This window comes from Paenibacillus sp. FSL R5-0908 (genome assembly GCF_038006245.1).
GTDB lineage: Bacteria > Bacillota > Bacilli > Paenibacillales > Paenibacillaceae > Paenibacillus_AQ > Paenibacillus_AQ odorifer.
Map to the genome: position 1 here is coordinate 5194874 of NZ_JBBOUV010000001.1, position 23184 is coordinate 5218057.

At 44.0% G+C, this 23184-nt stretch carries 19 protein-coding genes and 1 riboswitch; of the genes, 5 read left to right on the plus strand and 14 right to left on the minus strand.

Going from position 1 to position 23184, the window contains the following annotated elements:
- Window positions 1–34: 34 nt before the first annotated feature.
- Window positions 35–991 (minus strand): DMT family transporter, encoded by a 957-nt coding sequence (locus MKZ09_RS23690; RefSeq protein ID WP_076204189.1) that lies wholly within the window; start codon window positions 989–991, stop codon window positions 35–37.
- 126 nt (window positions 992–1117) lie between these two features.
- Window positions 1118–1266, minus strand: a riboswitch (FMN riboswitch).
- A 207-nt stretch (window positions 1267–1473) separates the two neighbouring features.
- On the opposite strand from MKZ09_RS23690, the gene MKZ09_RS23695 reads away from it, so the two are divergent.
- On the plus strand, window positions 1474–2646 hold the full coding sequence (locus MKZ09_RS23695) for a PstS family phosphate ABC transporter substrate-binding protein (RefSeq protein WP_076204187.1): 1173 nt from the start codon (window positions 1474–1476) through the stop codon (window positions 2644–2646).
- Between the two features lie 207 nt (window positions 2647–2853).
- Window positions 2854–4356: an N-acetylmuramoyl-L-alanine amidase family protein gene (locus MKZ09_RS23700; protein WP_076134761.1), complete on the plus strand. Its 1503-nt coding sequence runs from the start codon at window positions 2854–2856 to the stop codon at window positions 4354–4356.
- Window positions 4357–4405: 49 nt separating this feature from the next.
- On the opposite strand, the gene MKZ09_RS23705 is transcribed toward MKZ09_RS23700, so the two are convergent.
- From MKZ09_RS23705 to MKZ09_RS23720, 4 genes are all read right to left on the minus strand, one after another.
- Window positions 4406–4810, minus strand: coding sequence for a VOC family protein (locus MKZ09_RS23705; protein ID WP_076134726.1), 405 nt, complete (start codon window positions 4808–4810; stop codon window positions 4406–4408).
- 23 nt (window positions 4811–4833) lie between these two features.
- Window positions 4834–6306, minus strand: a complete 1473-nt coding sequence (locus MKZ09_RS23710; protein WP_076134727.1) for a carboxylesterase/lipase family protein — start codon at window positions 6304–6306, stop codon at window positions 4834–4836.
- A 19-nt stretch (window positions 6307–6325) separates the two neighbouring features.
- On the minus strand, window positions 6326–7480 hold the full coding sequence (locus MKZ09_RS23715; RefSeq protein ID WP_076134728.1) for an AI-2E family transporter: 1155 nt from the start codon (window positions 7478–7480) through the stop codon (window positions 6326–6328).
- 243 nt (window positions 7481–7723) lie between these two features.
- A complete protein-coding gene (locus tag MKZ09_RS23720; RefSeq protein WP_036676102.1) occupies window positions 7724–8083 on the minus strand; it encodes a (2Fe-2S) ferredoxin domain-containing protein in 360 nt (119 codons plus the stop codon).
- Window positions 8084–8232: 149 nt separating this feature from the next.
- Between MKZ09_RS23720 and MKZ09_RS23725 the strand changes: the two genes are divergently transcribed.
- From MKZ09_RS23725 to MKZ09_RS23735, 3 genes are all read left to right on the plus strand, one after another.
- On the plus strand, window positions 8233–9819 hold the full coding sequence (locus tag MKZ09_RS23725; RefSeq protein WP_076204185.1) for an AraC family transcriptional regulator: 1587 nt from the start codon (window positions 8233–8235) through the stop codon (window positions 9817–9819).
- A 160-nt stretch (window positions 9820–9979) separates the two neighbouring features.
- Window positions 9980–10930: an ABC transporter substrate-binding protein gene (locus MKZ09_RS23730; RefSeq protein WP_232061539.1), complete on the plus strand. Its 951-nt coding sequence runs from the start codon at window positions 9980–9982 to the stop codon at window positions 10928–10930.
- Window positions 10931–11072: 142 nt separating this feature from the next.
- Window positions 11073–11303, plus strand: a complete 231-nt coding sequence (locus MKZ09_RS23735) for a hypothetical protein (RefSeq protein ID WP_076134731.1) — start codon at window positions 11073–11075, stop codon at window positions 11301–11303.
- A gap of 6 nt (window positions 11304–11309) precedes the next feature.
- On the opposite strand, the gene MKZ09_RS23740 is transcribed toward MKZ09_RS23735, so the two are convergent.
- From MKZ09_RS23740 to MKZ09_RS23780, 9 genes are all read right to left on the minus strand, one after another.
- On the minus strand, window positions 11310–12407 hold the full coding sequence (locus tag MKZ09_RS23740) for a GerAB/ArcD/ProY family transporter (RefSeq protein ID WP_076204183.1): 1098 nt from the start codon (window positions 12405–12407) through the stop codon (window positions 11310–11312).
- 36 nt (window positions 12408–12443) lie between these two features.
- On the minus strand, window positions 12444–13649 hold the full coding sequence (locus MKZ09_RS23745) for a Ger(x)C family spore germination protein (protein WP_076134733.1): 1206 nt from the start codon (window positions 13647–13649) through the stop codon (window positions 12444–12446).
- Window positions 13646–15160, minus strand: a complete 1515-nt coding sequence (locus MKZ09_RS23750; RefSeq protein WP_111504915.1) for a spore germination protein — start codon at window positions 15158–15160, stop codon at window positions 13646–13648. The genes MKZ09_RS23745 and MKZ09_RS23750 overlap by 4 nt, the downstream gene beginning before the upstream one ends.
- 155 nt (window positions 15161–15315) lie before the next feature.
- Window positions 15316–16344, minus strand: a complete 1029-nt coding sequence (locus tag MKZ09_RS23755; RefSeq protein ID WP_256719193.1) for an iron-hydroxamate ABC transporter substrate-binding protein — start codon at window positions 16342–16344, stop codon at window positions 15316–15318.
- A gap of 132 nt (window positions 16345–16476) precedes the next feature.
- Window positions 16477–18099 (minus strand): helix-turn-helix domain-containing protein, encoded by a 1623-nt coding sequence (locus MKZ09_RS23760; RefSeq protein WP_076204182.1) that lies wholly within the window; start codon window positions 18097–18099, stop codon window positions 16477–16479.
- A gap of 144 nt (window positions 18100–18243) precedes the next feature.
- The gene (locus MKZ09_RS23765; RefSeq protein WP_076129508.1) at window positions 18244–19284 is read right to left on the minus strand and encodes an NAD(P)/FAD-dependent oxidoreductase; all 1041 of its coding nucleotides are present in this window, start codon (window positions 19282–19284) and stop codon (window positions 18244–18246) included.
- A gap of 42 nt (window positions 19285–19326) precedes the next feature.
- Window positions 19327–21042: an ABC transporter ATP-binding protein gene (locus MKZ09_RS23770; RefSeq protein WP_076134736.1), complete on the minus strand. Its 1716-nt coding sequence runs from the start codon at window positions 21040–21042 to the stop codon at window positions 19327–19329.
- A gap of 42 nt (window positions 21043–21084) precedes the next feature.
- Entirely contained in the window at window positions 21085–22059 is a 975-nt protein-coding gene (locus MKZ09_RS23775) for a FecCD family ABC transporter permease (RefSeq protein WP_370511172.1), read from the minus strand.
- A gap of 62 nt (window positions 22060–22121) precedes the next feature.
- The gene (locus tag MKZ09_RS23780) at window positions 22122–23180 is read right to left on the minus strand and encodes a FecCD family ABC transporter permease (protein ID WP_076134738.1); all 1059 of its coding nucleotides are present in this window, start codon (window positions 23178–23180) and stop codon (window positions 22122–22124) included.
- Window positions 23181–23184: the final 4 nt, after the last annotated feature.

Here is a 23184-nt window from a genome sequence, read left to right on the forward strand (position 1 = left end):
TTTATATAGGTAGAACCATTCCACTTCAATCTGCTCAGAGCGTTTGTGGTTTGGACTGTTGATTAGATAAAAAGAATAAAGCGACCCAGATCAAGGCAAATCCGAGAATCTGCGGGATAGTGACCAGCTGTTGGAACACGATCCAGTTAATGATTACTCCCGTCATAGGAAAGCTGAGTTCAGCCAATGTGGCGAAGGAAGCTTTGGTCGTGCTAAGTCCTTTGTAATACAACAACATACTAAGAAGTCCTGGCAGTAAAGCTTGCAGCAATAGATTAACTGCAATAGCTGCCGATGCACCAAACCCGCCATGAATCTGCCACGGGGCACCTTCTAGCGTAGTGATAACGAAAAGTAAAGGAAGCGCAAGGATAAACCGCAGCGAAGTCACTGTCTCATATTTCATAGAACCGAGCAGATAACGTCCCATGACTGTCGATCCCCCCCACTGTGCAGCTGCTCCCAAGGCCATCAGACTGCTAACCCCAATAAAGTTATTCACATGTCCGAAAGGGATACTCCAGCCAAAGGTCAGCAGATAGGTTCCTACCAGCGCCAACACAATGAGTGGTCCGAAATTTTTAGGCAAACGTTCTTTAAGAATTAAAGCAGCGAGACCGATAGCGAATATTGGCTGAAGCTTTTGCAGTAACAGCACCGCATTCAAATCCCCACTGGAAAGTGCCATCGTAAATAGGATTGTCGCCCCGGCAGAACCTCCCCATGAAACAATCAATAAAGCACCAATCTGGCGAAATCCAATTCCTTTAAGCTCCGCCCGGTGACGCCAAAGAACAGGTGAAGCAGCCAAGAAAAGCACCACATGCTCCAGAAGAACAATTTGCGATGAAGTCAAAGATTTTAACAGGATGATACGAAAAAGTGGATCAACGCCCCATAATGCTGCACCAATCACAACGAGCCAAAATCCACTGCGTAGCGCTGGTGTACTGCCAACCTTAGTTGATGATGATGCTGTAACATTACTCATAATTTCATTCTCCTTGTCGATACAAACCCTCGATAAGAGACCAAAAACCCCCGAATTACCAAAAAGGTAAACTCGGGGGCATTATCAATAAAGACGTGCAAGGATAGACTCCTAGCGTCTTTATCTTATGATCCTCTCCCATCCGGACTTTACCGTCGGCTCTGGATTTACACCAGATCAGTCACTTCCCTGCAAGCAGATCAAGTGAGTCGCGGGCTCAGTTCGCTTTGAACATTACCGCCGGTCGGGAATTTCACCCTACCCCGAGAATCGTATTCCGTTGTTTTTTTCACAATCTCAGAATAAACCTCTTCTTGCCATTCGTCCAGTACTTTATGAAAATGTACACATTACTTTCATGTTTCGCAGCATTTTATTACATGTTTGTTCGTAATTGTTCTACTGCTTCATCCAAAAAACTTCTGTATAATGAAATTATGTTGACTTTTCCATAGTTTAGTAATCATGTCGAGGAGGTTGTTATGAAAGAAGCATTCTGGACGAAGTTATTGTTCTCCTTCTTTGCCGTTGGAGGAATAGCTTTTTTAGGATTCATAGGTGCTATAATTACTGCGCTTTACGGAGGACTGCTGTTTTATACCCCACTTGTGGCAATCTTAGCGATCGTATTAGCCATCTATGTTGTACTCATCATATTTAATGTGTTGTCCCGAAAAACAAGCAATATTGTATTGTTATCTATCCTCGGACTTAGTCTGCTTGCAACCGCAGGATATGAGATCAAGCAAGCGTACGTCAACAGAATTGCCATGGTCGATGATCGGGAGGTTAATCTGCTACAATATGAACCCTTTGCTGAGAAGACCAAAGCAGTGAATCTGGATGAACCTTCTTCCTATCATATCGATAACAATCTTCCAAGATTGGACGGCGCAACCGCACTTTATCCACTATATTCAGCTTTCGTTCAAACTACTTATCCTGAGGGTTATTATAATCCGTATGATTTTCAAGCAAGTCAAGTAATTTGCAGCAGCACACCTGAAGCTTACAAGAGATTAATTGAAGGAGAAACCGATATTATATTTGTAGCGGCTCCGTCAATCGCACAACAAAAAGAAGCTAAACGCAAAGGTGTCGAACTGAAGCTTACGCCGATCGGCCGCGAGGCCTTCGTATTTTTTGTAAACAAACGAAACGACGTAACCGGACTTTCCACCGCTCAACTTAAAGATATTTACGCAGGCAAGATCACAAATTGGAAAGATGTAGGCGGAGCTAATAACCGAATCCGTGCTTTTCAACGGCCTGAAGATAGTGGAAGCCAGACGATGTTGCAAAAGTTTATGAAGGACACTCCACTCATGAAGCCGCCTCAAGAAGACGTAGCTGATATTATGAGCGGTATCATTCAACAAACCTCCAGCTATCGCAACTATAAAAATGCACTGGGCTACAGCTTCTTATTTTACGCCTCAGAAATGAATCGAAACGGGGAAATAGCCCTGCTGGCCATCGATGGTATTCAACCAGACAAGGAAAGTATTCGTAGTGGACAGTACCCTTTGGCAACAGAATTTTATGCAGTGACCGCGGGAAGCGACAACCCTAATATTCAGCCCTTTCTGGATTGGATTCAATCTGCTCAAGGTCAGAAATTGGTAGAGAAAACAGGTTATACATCGTTAAAATAAAATCTTTCTTTCAAATGAGAGCTATCCCAAAGGTTTGGGAAGGCTCTTTTTCTATTTTTATACCGAAAATTTTCCTTTTTATCTGTTGTAGAGCGCAACTTTTGGAAACTATTGTCGTTTATACTTTATACGAGCCTTAAACGGCATCAAAGGAAGAAAAAGTAAGAATTGCTAGAGACCAATAAACGGGGATGGTAGGGATTGCAGATGAAAAAGTTTGGTTTTTTGGCGTTACTGCTGCTTTTGTTGGTGCTGGTTCATCCAGGAACTGGGTATGCCGGCTCTGCGGAAACACACATCAACCTAGACGGCAATGATCTTAAGATTTCAAAAGAAGCACAGGTACAAATTGTAAATGGCAGTGTAATGGTTCCTCTTCGTGTTGTTGCGGAACAGCTTGGTTATACCGTAAAGTGGGATAATGTGGCCAAGACGGCGATCATTGAGCAAAAGGGAACTACTTTAAAGCTGATCGTGGATAATACGATGGCAGAAGCTTCAGGGAAACCAGTCAAACTGGACAACCCTCCGTTTCTCAGTGGCAGCACAACCCTTGTTCCTTTAAGATTTGTTGGGGAACAGACAGGAACTACTGTCGGTTGGGACAATGTAACCAAAACCGTATATTTAACCTCTCCAGTACCTGAGATTGGGGGAAGCGATCCGGAAATTACGGTTCCACAACCCACTCCAACAGCACCTTCAGATAACGGATCAAACGGGAATACAGCAACTGAAGGAAATAGCTCAGTAGCTACAGTCACCAATCTTAGCTTCATCGATAACCAGCTGGTCATTGCAGTGAACGGCAGTATAAAACCTACCGTGTTCACTATGACAGACAAAGACCGAATTGTCGTGGATTTACCGAATACTGGTTTTGGAACCGACTTCCATCAGAATCTGTCCGTAGGAAAGAACCAAAGCGGACAGTTAACGGTTACCGACTATCCTAATGTTACTGCCGTTCGCTATTCATTGTTCAGCAGTTCCCCATCGACCATTCGGATCGTCATTGATCTAAACAGCGCTAATAGCTACAGTCTGATAAATGCTAATGATGGACTTATTATTGTGGATCTTAATGGGACTAGTGTTACGCTTCCTGAAACCACCTTACCAGAAGTACCGGTTACAACTCCTCCACCTTCTACCGGCAACACAGACAAGAAGATAATCGTCATCGATGCAGGACATGGTGGGAAAGATCCAGGGAGTTCAAGTGTTAACAAGCTTAAAGAGAAAGATTTCACCTTGCCGACAGCACTGAAAATTGCAGAATTACTAAAGAAAGAACCCAATATCGAGGTTATACTCACGCGCAGTGGCGATACATACCCAACTCTACAGGACAGATCTAACCTCGCCAACAATGTAAAAGCCGATCTATTTATCTCTGTTCATGCCAATAGTATTCCGGCGGGCAGTAAAAGTAACCCTAGTGGCACAGAGACCTATTACACACGCAATGATAGCTTATTATTCGCTCAAACCGTTCACAAATACCTCGCTGTTGCTACAGGACTGCAGGACCGAGGGGTTCGTCAAGCAAACTATCATGTAACAAGAGAAACCAAAATGCCAGCAATATTATTAGAATGTGGTTACTTAAGCAATACCAAGGATGAAGCATTGCTGTTTACCCCGGACATCCAAAATAAAATAGCCGAAGCAGTAGTTTTAGGAATCAAAGAATATTTAGGTCGCTAAAAAAAATGGGTGTCCCATTAGCCGTTTAGGCTGATAGGACACCCATCTTTTATTCGGTAGCAGTGTTCCAAACACTCATTCGTTCGTGCAGATTCGAGGTGTGCAGCTCCAGCTGTATACCATCTGGATCTAGAAAATTGACCGTCCAGCCTATTCCCCGTTTGATTGGCCCTCTAATTATGGGCACATTTTGGGTTTGTAATCCTTGGACGGCCTCCTCAAAATGTTCCTCTGCAATGCTAAAAGCGATATGATCTACCCCAACCACTTTATCTGCAATCGCCATATAATCAGGCTTTTCAACAAGACATATCCAGGCACTTCCCCATTCCAGATAAGCATCAGTTTTACCTCTATGAACTAGCTCAAGGCCCAGAACTCCTGTGTAGAAATTCAGGGATTTTGCTAAATTACTGACATTTACGGTCACATGGTTAAAGCCTTCTACCTGCATCTTTATTCAGCCTCTCAATCTTCTTAAGCCAGTATAGTAACAATTCTTTTGCGTTTCTCTGACTCAGGATCATAAGCTACATGCGTATCTTCATCAAAGATCAAGGTAGCCCGTTCTTCCAGATTGTATTTCGGCCATAACCTCTCTGCTGTAGCCGGATTTCCTTGATGAGCGAAAGCAATCCAAGCGTCATGCATAACTTCAGCCAACTTCTGCATCGTTGGATTAATTTCTGCCCTAAGATGGGTTAGATGAGATAGATTATTAAAGGCATAGACGATTTCTGCACTATGCACAGCTTTATTTAACAAAGGATGACCTGGGATCGTGCCGTCAAAACGGTACATCCAGACAGGTGCATAATTCAATTGATTTTCCGCCAGAGACACCGAGGCTGCCCAGAAGTAAAGATCCGTTAGAATTTCGGCTTGTCCCTCCCAGGTGGAAGAATAATGGTTAGCAATCTCTTTCAGACTGCCAGTACCCATCATCTGCTCCAACGCCTTGAGTGATTCGTCAAAGTCTGCCTCAGGTGATTCTTCTCTGAAGAACAAGTTGCCCTCATCACGATTGGTTCCGATCAATAGCGGAATACCCTGTGCCGATCCTTCTGCCACAGCCTGTGCAGGTTCTACAGGAAGTGTATCCCCATCAATGACAGGCTGAAATAACATGCCAATTGAGCCACCCGTTAACTTTTTAGTCATTCTTGCGGCTGCATCGATAATTTGTTCAGAAGAAAATGTTTGCAGAAGACTGGCATCTCCATCTGGAGCAATCCCTAATTCAGCTAGCAGTGCAGCTGCAATGTACTTTCCTTGCTCGGAAGGCAGCGTCTGAGCAGCCCCACTTTGCATAATCGCACCAGCGAACAGCCCCTTCGCTGCTGGCATGGCCAAAAGGGCTGCGATACTCATACTCCCTGCTGACTCTCCGAATACAGTTACCCGCTGCGGATCCCCGCCAAAAGCAGCAATATTCAGCTTTACCCATTCCAGCGCGGCGATTTGATCCAATAATCCTTGATTAGAAGCAAGCCCATGGCCAAATGGAGACAAATTCATGAATCCAAATGGACCCAGCCGATAGTTAATGGTCACTAAAATTACTTTGCCGCGCTCTGCGAAGCTTGTGCCGTCAAACTGCGGCTGACTTCCAGCCCCGGTCACAAACGTCCCCCCGTGAATCCAGAACATAACCGGCAAGGGCTCATCATGAACTGCTGGCGCCCAAATATTTAAATACAGACAATCCTCGGAATGAAGCGGCGTCTTGCCACCGAACCGAGTACCTCTCGTATCCGCTGGCTGATGACTAACTGGACCAAATTCAGAAGCATCTCTAACCCCATCCCAGGCTTCTGGCGGCTGTGGTGCACGAAACCGAAGTTCTCCAACAGGTGGAGCTGCAAAAGGGATCCCGCGCCAAATGTTCACGTCCCCCTCCTGTACTCCTTGAAGCTTACCATAAGAGGTTACTGCTATTGGTGCTCCCATTACATTTCACCCTTCCACATTATTCCTTATTCTCTTCAATCTGTTTATAAAAGCCGGATCGAAACCGGAACCATTCAAAAAGATGTGTAAATACCACCTTAAGTACCGCATAACCCGGAACTGCAAGGATAATCCCCAGAATTCCAAACATTTTACCTGCGAATATAATTACAAAAATAATGGTTATCGGATGAATCTTCAACGTCTTGCCCATGATCTGTGGTGAGATAAATTTCCCTTCAATCAGCTGAACAGCTGTCCACACGATAATCATCTTCAACAACATAAATGGAGAAGTGACCATCGCCACAATTAGGGCAGGTGTAATCGCGATTGCCGGGCCCAGATAAGGAACAACTGCTGTACAAGCAGCAGCAATAGCCAGAACGAGAGAGTATTCCAAACCAATGATTAAATAGCCAATATAGAGCAGCAGACCAATACAGCAGCTGACAATAATTTGCCCGCGTATGTAAGAGGATACCTGACTGTTCATCTCCGACATGACCATACGAGTCTGCGGCTGCAGAGAAGTAGGTACAAACTTCAGAATATAATCCGGCAATTTTTTTCCATCGCGAAGCAAGTAGAACAAAATAAATGGCGTCGTTACAACCGCCAAGACAATCTCTGTAAGGGCTCCTACAAAGCTGCCAACACCGGTCAAGGCATTATTCAGAAAAGAACTGCCCCACGCTGTTATCTTAGATGTTATCTCACTAAGGTTCGTTCCGATACTGTCTTGAACTTGCCCAAAGAACTCCGTTCCGGTCAGATCCATAAACCGTTCTTGAATTAATTCACTATACCTTGGAAAATTATCGATCAAACCTGATAGCTGAGTCCGTATAATTGGAATGACCATAAACAAAACCAGCGTGATGATACCAGCAATCAACAAATATAGGATGATTATTGCATATACACGTTTTATTCGGGATCTTTTCTCCATCCGATCTACCAACGGATTCAGCAAATAATAAGCTATACCTGCCAGTAATAATGGTGCGGCCACGGTGTGCAGCAATACTGATATCGGCTTAAAAATAAACGGTATTTTGGAGAATACCAGAATATTAATTCCAACCAGCAGCATAATGAGCAGCACTACTACAAATTTATTATTCAGAAAAAATTTTTTGAACTTCTCTGGCCACACCTGCAGCCTCTCCATCGTACCCTCTCCCCTATAAACCATCATATATACTGTGTTATTTCATTCACTTTTTAATAGCATAGTCAACGTTAGCCCTGCAAGTCAAATTTGATGCCCTTAATTAAGCACACAGTCCTACTACGAGTCTGGTCATGATCCGATTCAATCATAATCCTCCCCTGTTTATAAATAAATAACCCTGCACGAGATATTCCTCTGTACAGGGTTTGAACCGCAACTAAAAGGTACTTACAAGCCTTGCTATTTTTTCTTTTTCCCTTTAGCGCCCTTTTCATTTGAAGCAATCAATTGTCCATCATAGGTGTATAACAAGTGATCTTCAAGCTTCTCCCCCTGCAAATGTTTCCGCACTAATGATTTCGCCAGCTTAGGTGTAATCTCTTTGTACCACACACCTTCGGGATAAGCGATCACCACACAAGCATCTGAACATCTTCCATTACAACGGGTCACAGTCGTATGTATAAGACTTTGTGCGCCCTGCTTCTCAATCTCGTCTTCTATCGCTTCAGCTACCTCTTCACCTTTGTGTTTCTTGCAGCTGCTACCGTTACATATTAATAAGTGACTTACAGTTCCTTGTAAATTCCAGGTCGTCATGGATGACTTCAACCCCTTCCTATCAGCTAACCCTATTCCGTTCGTGGATTATTTTAAACACTATCATAAGCATCATTATAGTCAATAGTAAGAAAGACTGTTATACTATAAATGAGAATGATTATCAATGAAAAGAAGGGGATTACTACATGCAGATCCAATCCGACGGGATGCCTTATTCATCCCATCCTTTTTATATGCCCCTTCGGGTCATCAGCTTATCTGGAATAACCAAACACACAGCCTCAAACATTTCTTCTACTAATTCCAGCCTTATGATGATCTGGGATGGGAAAGGTTTTCTTGAAATAGACGGTAAGCTACACAAGGTCATGGCCGGAAGCTTAATAGCCCTTAGTAGTTCTTCTTTATTGAAGATGGAACCTGAATTACAGTTAAAGGGGATATGGATGGAGTATTCCTGTATACCCCAGAGTAAAGATGAGGACATTTTTATAAATGACAACTCCCCTGTCCACCATGCCTCTACACGTTTGACAGCCTTGGCAGGTGAGCTTTACAGTGCTTGGATAGACGCTGATAAGCAAAAGCCGTTTAGGGTCCAGCAGCTATTCACCCAGTTCCTCGTGGAGCTTCATAGTGAACTGACATCCCGTAAAGAAAGATCAAGCAGTTGGATGGAGCAAGTGACTGAGTATATAGAAGCTCATTACAATGAAGATATCACACGGGATCAAATGGCTGCTTTAGCTGAAGTGAGCCCTGAGCACTTTTCGCGAGCCTTTCGCAAATCAATTGGCCTATCCTTCAGTGCTTATATTACACTATTAAGAATCCGTAAAGCCCAGCAACGAATCCTCACCAGTTCCCCTAATCTAACTACATTGGCACATGAGGTTGGTTACGAAGAGGGAACTTATTTGAGCCGAAAATTCAAGCAGCTTGTTGGCGTTTCACCTACAGCCTACCAGAATAAGAATAAACGGGTCGTTGCCCTGAACTATAATCACACCGCTAGCCTGCGAGTACTGGAAATCATGCCTCAACTCGGGGTTTATTCCGAATGGCAGCATAGCTTGGAACAAATTCCCGCTTCCAAACAGCTTCAAATGAGCGAAGGTAAATTTTCATTACTCTATGACTCAGTAGCTGCGGTAAAACCAGATGTCATTATCGGCTACAGTCTACCCGACAATAAGATTCTGACTCCTGTTGCTCCGGTTATTGAGCTGCCCTTTATGCAAATGAGTTGGCGAGAGCAATTTGCTCTGATTGCCGAGGTTGTGAATCGACGACAGCATGCTGAACAGTGGCTAAGTCATTATGACAGACTTTGTCTTACCGCCAACGGGTTATTAAACCATGCAATAGGAATGGAGAGAGGTACGGCTATCGTGTGGGAGGTTAGCTCCCGATCCGCCTATTGTTTCAGTAGCAGCTTCGGCAGAGGTTGCCAAATTCTATACGGTGATCTTGGCTTCAAGCCCCCCTCCGTAATTATTGAAAAAGGGATTACAGATTCCGGGTACTTAGAGGCATCTATTGAGGATATCGTATCGTTTCCTGCTGACCATATTATTATCACCAGCATCCCTTCATCATCTGAGGGAAGACAACGTTTTACTCGCCTACTACATTCTAAAGCTTGGAAGCAATTAGATGCAGTACGTAACGGACGGGTATATATTCTGAACCAGGGTGATATGTTCTACGGATTTGACCCACTGTCCTCACAGGCACAGCTTCAAGAATTGCTACGGGTAATGACATCATAAATTTGCATAAGCTGAGATCATATCCGTCCATAGTAAATACCCGGTGAAGCTTGTAAAGTTCTTATTGAGAATGATAATCAATATACATAGGAGGAACAACAAATTGCATAATCCAGGAAAAAATAGCACCAAACAATCCCATTGGCTTCTTTTTCCCCTCATGCTGGCATTAATTCTAGTCATATCAGCTTGCGGGAATTCCAATAATTCTGTGGGGAATACAGACAGCAACACATCATCGGCTACTACAGCACCTACCGAAACTAGTCAACCAACAGAAACTACGGAAACAGCTGCTCTTAAAAAGGTCACTACTATAAATGGTGATATTGAAATCCCTGTTCAACCTAAAAGGATTGTCGCTGAGGAATATCTGGGCAGTCTGATCGCGCTAGATACCATCCCTGTTGGTGCTCCCGGATTAACACTGGAGAATATGTATTTTAAGGAGGCACTTACTGGAGTTGCAGACACTGGAACTTACGGCAAAATGTCACCTGAAAAAATCATCGCACTTAATCCTGATTTGATTATTTCTGGACAAGCTGAAAGCTATGAAGCACTAAGCAAAATCGCTCCAACCATCGTTGTGCCATATGGTGATCTAAAAGATGCTCATGCCGAATTGACCTATTTCGGAGAACTCCTTGGTAAGGAAGAAGAAGCCAAAAGCTGGCTTGCAGATTACGACAAACGGATAGCTGAAGCTAAAGCCAAAGTAGACAAAGTGCTCTCTGCAGATGCAACGTTTTCCATCATGGAAGACGGCGGAAAATCCATTTGGGCCTATGGAGACAACTTTGGCCGAGGCGGACAGCCTGTCTATCAGGCACTGGGTCGCACCCCCCCTACAGCTGTAGCCGCAGAGATTATGGAGAAGCAATGGGCGGAAATCTCTACAGAGGCACTCGCTAAATACGCAGGAGATTATATTATCTTAACTTCCAATAACCGTACAGAAGCTGATTACAAAGCTGATCCAATCTGGAGTAGCCTTCCCGCTGTAAAAAATGGCCATCTCTATGTATGGAAAGAAGAACGATCCTGGTACTATGATCCAATTGCCGTGTTATCCCAGACCGAAGAGCTGGCTGCTTGGCTTACACAATAAAATGCGTTTTAAATAAAATCCCCTACTGCTTCCAACAACGTTGGAGCAGTAGGGGATTTGTTATTTCTTTTGACTACAAAAACACTCAAGAGGTAATAATACATTTAGCCTAAGGTTAATCTAGCAAATGGAGTTGATCATTATGAAATTACTATCACTATATTTCATGCTTGCTTTTATGGGGTTGCTGATGGCAGTAATCATCGACCTTTTATCAGGAGAAACCCTCATCGCTTCAATGCGGACGATCTATGACTCCTTTGCAGCTACAAGCATACAGGAATCAATAACTATGCTCGTTTTTATCTCCTTACCTTTTGTTAATACAATTGCATCCTCTATCCGAAATAGAAGCAATAAATCCATCAAATAAAATAAACTAACCTATGCTCCCTAATTTTCTGCGGATGTAATGAACGATGCACAAGAGAATAGGTACAGCGGCACAGAAATACGGCAAAATATATTTCAGAAATATCCTTCCTTCGTCCATATGTATCGGATAATTCGCTGAACTAATAAAAGCCCCGAACAAAACAACAATACCAACGGGAACGGCGAGCTTTCTGCTGTCTTGCACCTTGAATAGATCCGCGGTGACTACCATTGCAGCATAGCAATATACTGACATTTTAAAAAATACTCCAATGATTAAGGTTAAGAGCACAAGTGCGTCCAAACGTTGAATGAAATTGGCCAGGTTTACTAACGTTATCGTAGTGAACATCGGAAAATTGGCTCTACTGTACATTTCTGTTCCTAGAACGGATATTTCGATGGCATGGGTAAAACTGAGTAATAATCCGCATAAAGTCATTGCGATGACTCCGGTTCTTTTTGCTACCTTAGTTTTTTTGATATGAGGTAAAATCGTAGTGAAACATACCATCTCCCCGAACGGAAATAGCCATATATTCAGATAGGCTGATTTTAATGCATTCTTCCAATCCGAGGCCTGTAACGGAAACAAGTTATCTAGTTTTACAAGTCCGGCGGCAATAACCAAAAAGCAACTGGTCAAGCCCAACAATATTATAATCAGCATATAAATCTCAGCCGCCCGCGCAAACACCTCAATCCCCTTATTTAAGATGTAAATTACCGCAACCACCATCATTGCATAAATGACGAACACGGGTGTTCTGTCGTAAGAAGCAGCTATTAACAACTCACCTGATTCATGCAGATTTCGAGAGCCATTGAAGAGAAGGATTGGAATGTATGTTAAGCTTAACGGCCAGCCTATTACATTGCCCAGTATCTTTCTTGTATACCCGCTAATAATCATGCCCGGATATTGCCGGTATAAATAAACATAAATCAAATACAAAAGAAGTCCACCGGGCAAAGCTAACAGAATAGCAATCCAGACAGCATGGCCACTTTCAAGTCCAATCGGTACCACAAGGGCCGTTCCCAATTCAAACAAAAAAATCAAAGCAAATAATTGACTCGCGCTGATGGTTTCTTTTTTCATAAAGTGGCCTTCTCCCTCCTTTCTCACTGAACGCTTTCATTTTTCCTTTAACAATTTCGGCTCTAATCTCATTCCAACACTGCGAATATAGGCCTCTACAGAAACGTCCATTTCCGCTTCCGCGAACACTGACTCCCAATCGTCCTTAACAGTCTCCCATGCTTTTGGATTTGTGCGCTTCAGTTCATTCCCGAAATTGAAAATATCGCATTTCATAGTTTGAGCAGCCTGTAAGGCTTGGGTTATTTCCTGTTTAGTTTTAAGAGCCACTTGTTGTTCCAACTGAACGATTACCTCTCTATCACTTAGCTCAATATAACTCTGTGCCTCACTAAGCGTCCCCTCTTCCGCAACATTTACATGAATGACGGGTACTTTATTGCGGAGTTCAATCTTAATTTTTGTTTTTGAATAATTAATGTTAACGGCTATCGAATCTTTAACCTCATTTGAATCTACATTAATACTGGTTTCATTAATCTCGTTCTGTACCCATAGTGCTCCCCGGGCAAGAGGGCCATCCAGCCATCCCTGAAGAACCCCCTTTTTCAATACGCTAAGCCCGCTCATTGTGACAAGTGCTTTTACTTTAGTTTGCTCCATCCCGGATTTTTTAGTTCCTTCTTCAGCATCTCCAAGAATTCTGGCTCCGGATATCACCACTGACCCTTCTCCACTGAGACCATTAATTAGTTCAAAAACATTGATATCCCGGCTTTCTCCATATATTCTAGCGGTATTTTTACTCTTTTTAATAATCCCAATTGCAGGCAGGCTTTCTACGGGAAGCAATAGTTTCAGAATAGAGGATGCTTCCGTATCTCTGGCTACAATAACATTCGTGTTGAGCCGCAGCTCATGGGACCTTTCAAAGATGTCAAAAATCCCATCAATACCGCTCTTCACTGTAGATTCGCCTAAAACTAATAGCTGCGTGTGTGCAAAAAACATCTGTCTTGCCGCCTTTTTTGAGGTCTTGCGAAAAGCACCAAAGATCGTACGGTCCGTAGAAGAATAAATAGTGATCGTGGGTTGTCCGGTGCTAGCTCCTGCACTTGTGGCTGTTGAGGATGGATTCACAATCTGAAAAGTAACATGATATTCCTCTTTATTCGGCACTTTATCCACACCTATACCGGTCACAATGCCTAAATTGTTTAACTCCCGACTGTTCCAGCAGCTTGTCAGCAACATTAAGCAGCATATATAAATAAATGAACGCATCATCCATCCGACCTTCATTTGCCATTCCCCGGCTTTCCATCATTCACCTTAAGTCGAGTATTATTTTTTTGGCTAACAAGACGCGGCCGAGTTTTCATATATTTCAAGGGCACACGCAAGATCGAGTCCTTCTGATTCTCAGCGATAAAAGGACCAAATGGAGACATATACGGAAAACCCAACGATTTCAAGCTGCACATATGAGCAACCAAAATAAAAGTAAAGATCGTTATTCCATAAAGCCCCATGAAGGCTGCAATAAACATAATGATGAAACGCAAGATGCGTATCGAAAGAGCCATATTAAAAGCAGGAGTAGCAAAGCTCGATATTCCTGTAAGTGAAACTACAATAACCATTGCAGGAGAGACAATACCGGCTTGTACGGCTGCCTGTCCTAACACTAAGCCCCCAATGATCGATACAGTCTGACCTATAGGAGATGGCATACGAATTCCTGCTTCACGTATAATCTCAAAGGTGAATTCCATCAGCATAGCCTCAATAAAAGCCGGAAATGGAACCCCCTCCCTTTGTGAAGCAAAATTAATAAGTAAGGCCGTTGGGATCATTTCTTGATGAAAGTTTAGAATCGCAATAAAAAGTGCAGGGCCAAATAACGAAATAACAAGGCAAATAAATCTCAATAATCGGATCAAAGTCGTAATATCATAACGCTGGTAATAATCTTCTACGGCATGTAAAAACATAAAAAAGGTTGTAGGTGCAATCAGCACAAACGGGGTCCCGTCCACAAAAATAGCAACTCGACCTTCTAAAAGATTTCCTGCAACACTGTCAGGACGTTCCGTATTATATAATGTTGGGAATGGAGAAAAGGGAGTATCTTCTAAAAATTGCTCAATGTATCCAGATTCCAGAATCCCGTCTATATCAATGCTTTGCAGCTTAGTTCTGAGCTCCTTTAAGGTATTATCATTGACGATTCCATGAATATACATAATAGATACATTCGTTTGCGTGACGTCACCTATCTTCATCGACTCCACCCAGAGATTAGGGCTTTTTATTTTCCTGCGCACCAGAGAGATATTCGTCCCAATAGATTCTGTGAAACCTTCCTTGGAGCCACGAATGGCTACTTGAGTTGTAGCGTCCGATACCGTTCTAACCTCACCGCCGCTTGTATTCCCTCTGATAGCTTCCCTTATCCCGTTGACCCAAAGAAGGGTATCCCCAGAGAATAAAGCCTCAAAAAGCATATCCCAATCTTCAAGTGTCTGTTCTTCTCCGATCCCTCTCGCCACTTCTTTCATATACAAAAAGATATCTTCAGCGGATGTTACCACCGGGTGTTCTTCACTTAGTTTATCGAACGACATCGCATGCTCCACAAACTCGTTGACCCTCAATTTTTCTATTAATCCCTCAATATATACGGCAGCTACCTCAACCTCTGTGGTTATGGATTTAATTCTACGAATAACAATATCAGGGCTATGGCCTAGCCTTTCTTGAAGCTCTTTAAGATTATCGTCCAAAATAGTAGAGTTAAAGGGATCCATCATTAACACCTCCTACTCATACTATTTGTTCTACACCGCTTTTTTATGCAACAAATGGAATCTATAACCTCGCTTAACTTGGAATACGAACACACAAAAGGGATGTCCCTGAGCTCTATAGCTCAGCAAACATCCCCTTATACTCCTTTGAAATTAACTTATTGAAGAGACTTCAGCAACGTAACTATCTCATCCAGCTGCTTGTCCAGCGCATAAGCATCGGAGAGATAATAAGTTTTAAGATCGTAGGTGAATACATGACCCGCCTTAACAGCAGGTAGGCTTTGCCAGAAGACACTGTCCAGAATGTCCAGCTTATCCTGCTCCACGCCACGGCTGAAGCCTTGGAAGATATAATCAGCTTCACCTAAGTACTCGGGCAACGCTTCAAGTGAGAGGGAAGCCCAGCCTTCTTTAAAGGCTGCCTCTTGGACAAGATCAGGTGCATGCAGCCCCAATCCGTTGTATATAATCTCTCCACCACGCCCATATGACGAACCGTATAAATACAGCTCTTTCCCGGCAATTTCAAAGATCGCCACCTTTTTATCAGCTGCGATCAGATCAGCCAATTCCGCTTTCTTCGCTTCCAGCTTCTGATTGAAATCCGCCACCCACTTTACAGCCTGCTGCTCCTTGTTCAAGATTTTCCCGATCTCGATCAATCGTTCCTTATAATCGTATTTGCCCCAAGGAATAAAGACCGTTGGAGCAATCTTGGAGATTTGTTCATAGGTATCTTCCTGATAAGTGATAATCAAGTCCGGTTCGAGACTTGTTATTTTCTCCAGGGAGACGGTCATGTCATCGCCTACTACTTCTACACCTGTCAGCGCCTCTTTGAAATATGGATGGTTCAAGATGTCATTCCCGGCAACGGCAATGGGCGTCACGCCAAGCGTCAGAAGATCACCAATAAAGTCTTGTACCGGGATCACAACTCTTTGTGGATTGCGTGGGATCTGCACCGGGCCTTTATCGCTTTGGTATGTCCAGTACTCTGCATCAGCAGCCGGCTCCGAGCTGGCAACTACAGAATCATTATTAGTGCTTTTAGTCACTTCAGCAGACGTGCTAGCTGGAGCATTCCCCTGATTAGCTGCTTGTCCGCATGCGCTCAACAGCAGCACCAGCGTAAGCATAACGGCTATCATGCTTGTTTTTCCTAACGATATTATTTGGTACAATGTAAATCCCCCTTGAGACTTTATATTATCATGATATTGATAATCAATATCATTTAGATCTTTGTTTAATATACCGTCTCCGCGGAAAAACATATATACACGCTAATACATCAATTTTGCTATGGACGATTGTCAGCTTAAATTATGGCTGGTTAACAAATCTGTCTGTATCTCCAATTGGCGTTCGAGCGCAAGCCCTTCGCTGCCCCAAAATTCCTCAAGCTTCAGGTAATATATGCGTTCATTCCTGAATGCTGGAAGATTGCGCCAAAACGCACTTTTACTAATCCGTTTACGTGTCCTCGACATCCAGTCCTCTTGTCCTGATACAACCACAAACATATGGTCAGCCGCGTATATTGGCAATTCCGACAGTGAGATGCATAAATGATCATTCCGCTCCAGAACATCTGACCTTACCTTGTCCGGTGGAATTAACCCCAGCATTGGATACAGATTGTACACCCCTCGGGCTGTATGATTCCAGATATAAATACTGTTATCTTGCCTAATCTCATACACCGCTACCGTTTCACCAGATTCAATTAGTGAGGACAAGCGCTGCTTGGCCAAATCTATTTTCAAATGATAGTGCCTTATCCATGCCTCTGCCCGCTCCTCTTCTCCCAGCAGTCTGCCGAATAAACGAATCTGTTCCAGGCGGTCCATTTTATCACACTCTACCGTAACTAGTGGACCCAACCTCTCCATGCATTTAAGCTGACGGGGACTCAGATAGGTTGGTGCAATGACTAAATCGGCTTCCAGCCCAGGCCATTCCGCTTCCGCCGGACATCCCTGCAACTCAAATGATCGTACATCCGCCAGTTCCGGCAGCAAAAGCAAGGAGTAATTCATCACATCTTCTTCAACCGCGATAGGCTTCACCCCCAGCGCAAGCAAATCTCCTAAAAACTGCAACGCTACTATTCGCTTCGGTTTGGGACGCAAACGGAACTCTGTCGGGGTCATCCCGGTGACTTGCTTGAATTTGCGGCTCAGATATAGTCCATCTGTATAGCCTACTTTTTGCGAAATTTCCTGTATTGTTGCTTTGCTGGACATCAAGTGTTTTTTCGCTTTATTTACTCTTAAATGAGCTACATATTCGGTGAAGCTCCAACCCGTCTGCTTGCGGAACCATACTGAGAAATAACGAGGATTGAAGCCCATCATTCGAGACATCATCTCCCGCGTAATCTCCCTTTGGAAATTCTGGTGGATATAAGAGAGCATTCTGAAATATGAACTATCCGTAATGTCTGTTTCAGCGTCAGCCTCTACGACCAGTTGATGTAGCTGATACAGCAAGGATTGAATTCTATCTGCCTGCGCTTCTAAATTATTGGCAGCAACGTCCTCCAATTCGCTGAATAAGCGGGTTATTTTATTCGTCGTACGTATAGGTAAAATCCCATTGACCGGAAAAATTTCACGGCAAAGTCCATAGACCAATTCTTGCTCCGTGCTATTGCTTAGCCCATATACCTCATAGGAGATTGCTAGAACAGAGACGGTCTCTAATGGAGCATTAATTTGATAAGTCACACCTGCGCTTAGAAAAAGAATTTCACCATTTTTAAGAGCTATTGTCTCTCCTTCTATGGTTATTTGAATGATAGCTTCTATTGGTGTCAGGAAGAGTGGGGACTGGGCAATCTGGGGTTTATTGATGTGACCGCCGCCGCATTGGCGTTTCCCTACCTCTTTTAACAGATAAATTCTATGATTCGGATTATTATTAGATAGCTTCATTCCTGCTCCCTCCCAGATTGCTAGACTTAATAATCCATAAAATATAAAGCAAGCGTATAAGGGTTCTCTCCGCTCGAAATGGATAAGATCCCCTATACGCTTTATATAAAGCTTCAGATTTTATGGTTTGAGAAGCCTCTATCCTTAGTGGTCGTCAACCACTCCAAGCGCTTTATTCTTCTCTTTGAACCGTTCATTGTGAGAAGATACATAAGCGACTTTGGCCGCGGTTGGGTCTATGTACAGCTTAGCGCTATTAAGCGCCAGAGCCGCATCAGTGAAAGTACCTGCGATCAAACGAACCTTGCTCGCATAATCCACAAAGTCTCCTGCTGCAAATATACCCGGAAGATTGGTTTCCAGCTTATCGGTTACATTCGCACACCACTCGCCCATATCAAGGCCCCATTCTTTTAAAGGACCAAAATCACTTTTCAGACCATGATTCACAATGACAGCATCCACTTCAAACTGCTCAGTTTCACCTGTCTCTATATGGCTGATCGTAACCTGATCTATCGTTTCACCATTACTGCTGTGTAATTGGCTTACTGCATATGGCGCACGGACATTGACTGAGGATTCCTTCATCCGCACAATGTTTTTCTCATGTCCGCCAAACTGTTCGCGGCGATGCGCAATCGTCACACTTGCAGCGATAGGTTCCAATTCATTCGCCCAATCTACTGCGGAGTTGCCTCCACCGGAGATTAGCACTCTTTTACCGCGGAACGGCTCCAGCTCTTGAACGGTATAATGAAGATTTGTCACCTCATAACGATCTGCACCTTCAATTTCAAGCTTTGCCATCTGCAGAATTCCGTAACCAATCGCCAAAATGACTGTGCGGGTCCAATGTTGTTCCCCAGTAGAAGAGGTCAAGATGTATGTTCCATCCTCTTGTCTCTCTTGATTCATAATTTGCTGACCCAGCACAATAGTAGGATCGAAGGTTTGAGCCTGCTCCTTGAGCTGACCGATTAGTTGATGACAAAGCGTTGGGGTTACGCCTCCTACATCCCAGATCATTTTTTCGGGATAAATAAGCATTCTTCCTCCGAGCTCATCCTTCGCTTCAATTAACTTTGTCTTCAAGTCTCTCATTCCACTATAAAAAGCTGTATACATCCCAGCAGGTCCGCCACCAATAATGGTTACATCGTATAATTCCAGTTGTTTATTCATCGTGTCCCTCCAAAATTATATTCTAGTGATCCCTTCAGCTACTTAAGCTCCAAACTGCGCTTCATGCAATCGGCTGTAAATTCCGGCAGTCTGCAGCAGTTCCTCATGCTTACCTTGTTCTGCGATGCCGCCTTCCGCAACGACAACAATACGGTCCGCATTTCTGATCGTCGCAAGGCGATGAGCAATAACAAGTGTTGTGCGTCCCTCAGACAACTCGGCGAGCGCCTCTTGTATAGCGGACTCCGTTTCAGTATCCAGTGCAGACGTAGCTTCGTCCAGAATGAGAATCGTCGGATTCTTCAAGAACATCCGGGCGATGGACAACCTCTGCTTCTGGCCGCCAGAAAGCTTGACGCCTCTCTCTCCGATCATGGTGTCCAGCCCGGCGGGCTGAGATTTGATCAGTTCTTCCAGCTGAGCGCGCCCCGCAGCCTCCCAAATTTCTTCATCGGAAGCTCCCAATCTGCCGTAAGCAATGTTCTCACGGATAGTTCCGTCAAACAGGAATACATCTTGTTGTACAATCCCGATATGGGAACGAAGTGATTCTAACGTCATGGAGCGAATATCTATTCCATCAATAGAGATGTTGCCTTCGCTTACATCGTAAAAGCGTGGCAGCAAGCTACAAAGTGTTGTTTTACCCGCACCGGATGGACCCACAAGCGCAACGGTCTCTCCTGCTGAAATCGATAAGTTCACATTGGTTAACACCTTTTCTTTATCACTATAAGCAAAAGCTACCTCCTGGAAGGTTATATTCCCTGACAGATGAGACACGGGCTTAGCGTCTTTTGCGTCATCAACATCTGGTTCAGTCTCCAGCAGTTCAAGATAACGTTTGAAACCAGCGATCCCTTTAGGATAGGTCTCAATGACCGAGTTAATCTGTTGCAAAGGTCCTAAGAAGACATTAGACAACATCACAAAGGCTATAAATTCACCGTAAGTCATCTGCTTCTGGATTACAAAATAGGTTCCGCACACAAGAACGAATAACGAGACCAGCTTCATGAGCACAAAGCTAAAGGATGAATTCCAAGCCATAATTCGATAGGTCATTAGCTTCGTAATACGGAAGCGTTCGTTATTAACTGCAAAGCGGGAAATTTCATGATTCTCATTAGCAAAAGCTTGCACAACACGGATCCCGCTTACATTGTTCTCTACGCGTGCGTTATAGTCAGCAATGTCCGCGAACATGATGTGGAACGCTTTGGACATTTTGCGACTGAAGTACATGGATAAATAAATCATCAGCGGGACAATTACAAAGGTCAGAATCGCTAATTGCCAATTAATGCTAAGCATGATACCGAATACACCCAGCAGCGTCATCACTGCTATGAATAAATCTTCAGGACCATGGTGGGCAATCTCACCAATGTCCATCAGATCATTTGTCATCCGTGAGACCAAATGGCCTGTCTTATTATTATCGAAGAAGTTGAAAGAGAGCTTCTGTACACGATCAAACAGCTTTTTTCTCATATCCGACTCGATATTGATCCCCAGCTTATGCCCCCAATAAGTGACGACAAAATGCATAAAGGCGCTGACGATATAGATCCCCAGCAAACCGAGGCAAGAATAGAGAATCCATTTCCAATTCCCACTTGGCAGCATATCATCCACTACCCGGTTAACGGCCAGTGGGAAGACTAGTTCCAGCAGTGCAGCAGCAATAGCACAGGAAAAGTCAAGAATAAACAATCCCTTATAGGGTCTATAGTAAGCAAAAAAACGACGCAACATTGTAAAAATTCGCTCCTTCCGGTGAGTGACCATCCTCTTTCATCAAGATTTAGTACGGGCTAGCAAATACAAAAAGTATGGCGCTCCAATTACAGCAACAACGATTCCAGTGGGGATCTCAGATGGCTGTAAGATCCAGCGTCCAATGGTATCCGCTATAATGACTAGCAGTGAGCCGAGCAGCGCTGAGGTTGGCAGCATGAGCTGATGTTTGGGTCCAACTAGCCGTCGCGCCAAATGGGGGCCGACAAGGCCGACAAAGCCAATCCCACCACTCACAGCAACACTTGCCGCAGCTAGACCAACCGCAGCCGCAAGAAGCCGGAATTGTTCTTTGGTTACAGCAGCCCCAAGTCCTACGGCTGTCTGTTCACCCAAATTAAGGACGTTCATTACCCTTGCTTTATAGATGACATACGGCACGAGAATTACGATCCACGGAAGTAAAGAAAGTACAAACTTCCAGCTTGTGCCCCAAATACTTCCCGCGAGCCAAGTAGCCACAAACTGATACTTCTCCGGATCCAGCCGAAGAGTCAGCACGATCATCGCTGCACTCATTCCAGCTGCAACCGCTACACCGGTCAGCAACAGGCGCATGGGTTTTATTCCTTCATGCCGTTTATAAGCTAAGATATAAATCAAGGCAGCAGTAATTGCCGCACCAACAAAAGCTACCATAGGCAGCAGATACACCGGAGCCGCGGTTGCCGTTGGGTAAAAAGAAATTAACAGCATAACCATAATTCCTGCGCCAGCATTAATCCCTAAGATGCCGGGGTCGGCCAAAGCATTACGAAAGACGCCCTGCATCACAGCTCCGGATACAGCCAAACCTGCGCCTATCAGAACGGAGATTACAATCCGCGGTAACCGAAATTGAAACAAGATTAATTCTTGCTTATCCGTCCCTTTACCGAATAACGTATTAAGCAGCTCCATAGGTGTCAAACGTATGTATCCTGTATTCATACTAATAATAAAAGCAATAACAATCAGTACAGCTAAAATAATCATTATAACTAAGCCACGTTTATTTTTGGCGGCTTGGAAGGAATCGAATGAAGTTTTCTCTATCATTACAGTTCCCTCCTTTCTTTACGTGCAAGATAAAGGAAGAAAGGTACACCGATCAGTGCAATAATAGCTCCCAGCGGCGTTTCATTAGGGGGATTAATCATCCGCGCTGTTAAATCTGCAAATACTGCAAGCAGACTGCCGAGAATAGCTGAACATGGAATGATCCATCTGTAATCCACACCTACAAAAAAACGGGTCAAATGGGGAATAATTAGTCCAATGAACCCAACGGCTCCTACTACGGCAACTGATGATCCAGCCAGAATCAATACAATTAAAGTCCCTGCCAGCTTAACAAGCCCTGTGCGCTGGCCTAGCCCTTTAGCAACATCGTCACCTAGGCTGAGCATTGTGATCGACCGGGATAATACCATAGCCCCAATTAACGCCGCTCCTATCCAAGGGAACATGACTTTAAGCTGAATCCATTTCGTCCCAGCCACGCCTCCCGCATACCAGAAAGCCAAATCTTGCCCAATGTGAAAATATAAAGCTACCCCTTCACTCAGCGCTGACAGCAGTGCACTAAAAGCAGCACCTGCCAGCACCAGACGAGCAGGAGTCAGCCCTCCCTTGGCCAATGATCCGACCCCATACACAACCCCAGCCCCTACTCCGGCACCAACGAAGGAATATAGGATCAAATACATAAACGATAAATTCGGGAAAAATGCAAAACAAAGCGCCAGCGCAAATCCTGCGCCTGAGTTGATGCCCATCAAACCTGAATCTGCGAGTGGATTTCGGGTCATCCCCTGCATAATGGCACCCGCAACTGCAAAGCTGGCCCCTATCATGGCCCCGCCAAGTACACGGGGTAATCGTAATTCTCTAATAATCTGATGATCCATGATCTCCGGATCAAAGTGAAACACAGCTGCCCACACCACAGAAAGTTTAATATCAGCCGCTCCGAAGGAGACTGAAACAGCGATACCTAGTGCTAATAGTACCAGACCGCCAACCAAGATTAACGTGGCAGCCCAAGGACGAGAACGGAACTCTTGTATGGCTGACCCTTTATTAGGTCTAATCTTGGAAGATATCTGTTGATTCATGAAT

Coding starts and splice junctions, on each gene's coding strand:
- MKZ09_RS23690 (WP_076204189.1), bottom strand. CDS start 991: ATGAGTAATGTTACAGCATCATCATCAACTAAGGTTGGCAGTACACCA.
- MKZ09_RS23695 (WP_076204187.1), top strand. CDS start 1,474: ATGAAAGAAGCATTCTGGACGAAGTTATTGTTCTCCTTCTTTGCCGTT.
- MKZ09_RS23700 (WP_076134761.1), top strand. CDS start 2,854: ATGAAAAAGTTTGGTTTTTTGGCGTTACTGCTGCTTTTGTTGGTGCTG.
- MKZ09_RS23705 (WP_076134726.1), bottom strand. CDS start 4,810: ATGCAGGTAGAAGGCTTTAACCATGTGACCGTAAATGTCAGTAATTTA.
- MKZ09_RS23710 (WP_076134727.1), bottom strand. CDS start 6,306: ATGGGAGCACCAATAGCAGTAACCTCTTATGGTAAGCTTCAAGGAGTA.
- MKZ09_RS23715 (WP_076134728.1), bottom strand. CDS start 7,480: ATGGAGAGGCTGCAGGTGTGGCCAGAGAAGTTCAAAAAATTTTTTCTG.
- MKZ09_RS23720 (WP_036676102.1), bottom strand. CDS start 8,083: ATGACGACCTGGAATTTACAAGGAACTGTAAGTCACTTATTAATATGT.
- MKZ09_RS23725 (WP_076204185.1), top strand. CDS start 8,233: ATGCAGATCCAATCCGACGGGATGCCTTATTCATCCCATCCTTTTTAT.
- MKZ09_RS23730 (WP_232061539.1), top strand. CDS start 9,980: ATGCTGGCATTAATTCTAGTCATATCAGCTTGCGGGAATTCCAATAAT.
- MKZ09_RS23735 (WP_076134731.1), top strand. CDS start 11,073: ATGAAATTACTATCACTATATTTCATGCTTGCTTTTATGGGGTTGCTG.
- MKZ09_RS23740 (WP_076204183.1), bottom strand. CDS start 12,407: ATGAAAAAAGAAACCATCAGCGCGAGTCAATTATTTGCTTTGATTTTT.
- MKZ09_RS23745 (WP_076134733.1), bottom strand. CDS start 13,649: ATGAAGGTCGGATGGATGATGCGTTCATTTATTTATATATGCTGCTTA.
- MKZ09_RS23750 (WP_111504915.1), bottom strand. CDS start 15,160: ATGATGGATCCCTTTAACTCTACTATTTTGGACGATAATCTTAAAGAG.
- MKZ09_RS23760 (WP_076204182.1), bottom strand. CDS start 18,099: ATGAAGCTATCTAATAATAATCCGAATCATAGAATTTATCTGTTAAAA.
- MKZ09_RS23765 (WP_076129508.1), bottom strand. CDS start 19,284: ATGAATAAACAACTGGAATTATACGATGTAACCATTATTGGTGGCGGA.
- MKZ09_RS23770 (WP_076134736.1), bottom strand. CDS start 21,042: ATGTTGCGTCGTTTTTTTGCTTACTATAGACCCTATAAGGGATTGTTT.
- MKZ09_RS23775 (WP_370511172.1), bottom strand. CDS start 22,059: ATGATTATTTTAGCTGTACTGATTGTTATTGCTTTTATTATTAGTATG.
- MKZ09_RS23780 (WP_076134738.1), bottom strand. CDS start 23,180: ATGAATCAACAGATATCTTCCAAGATTAGACCTAATAAAGGGTCAGCC.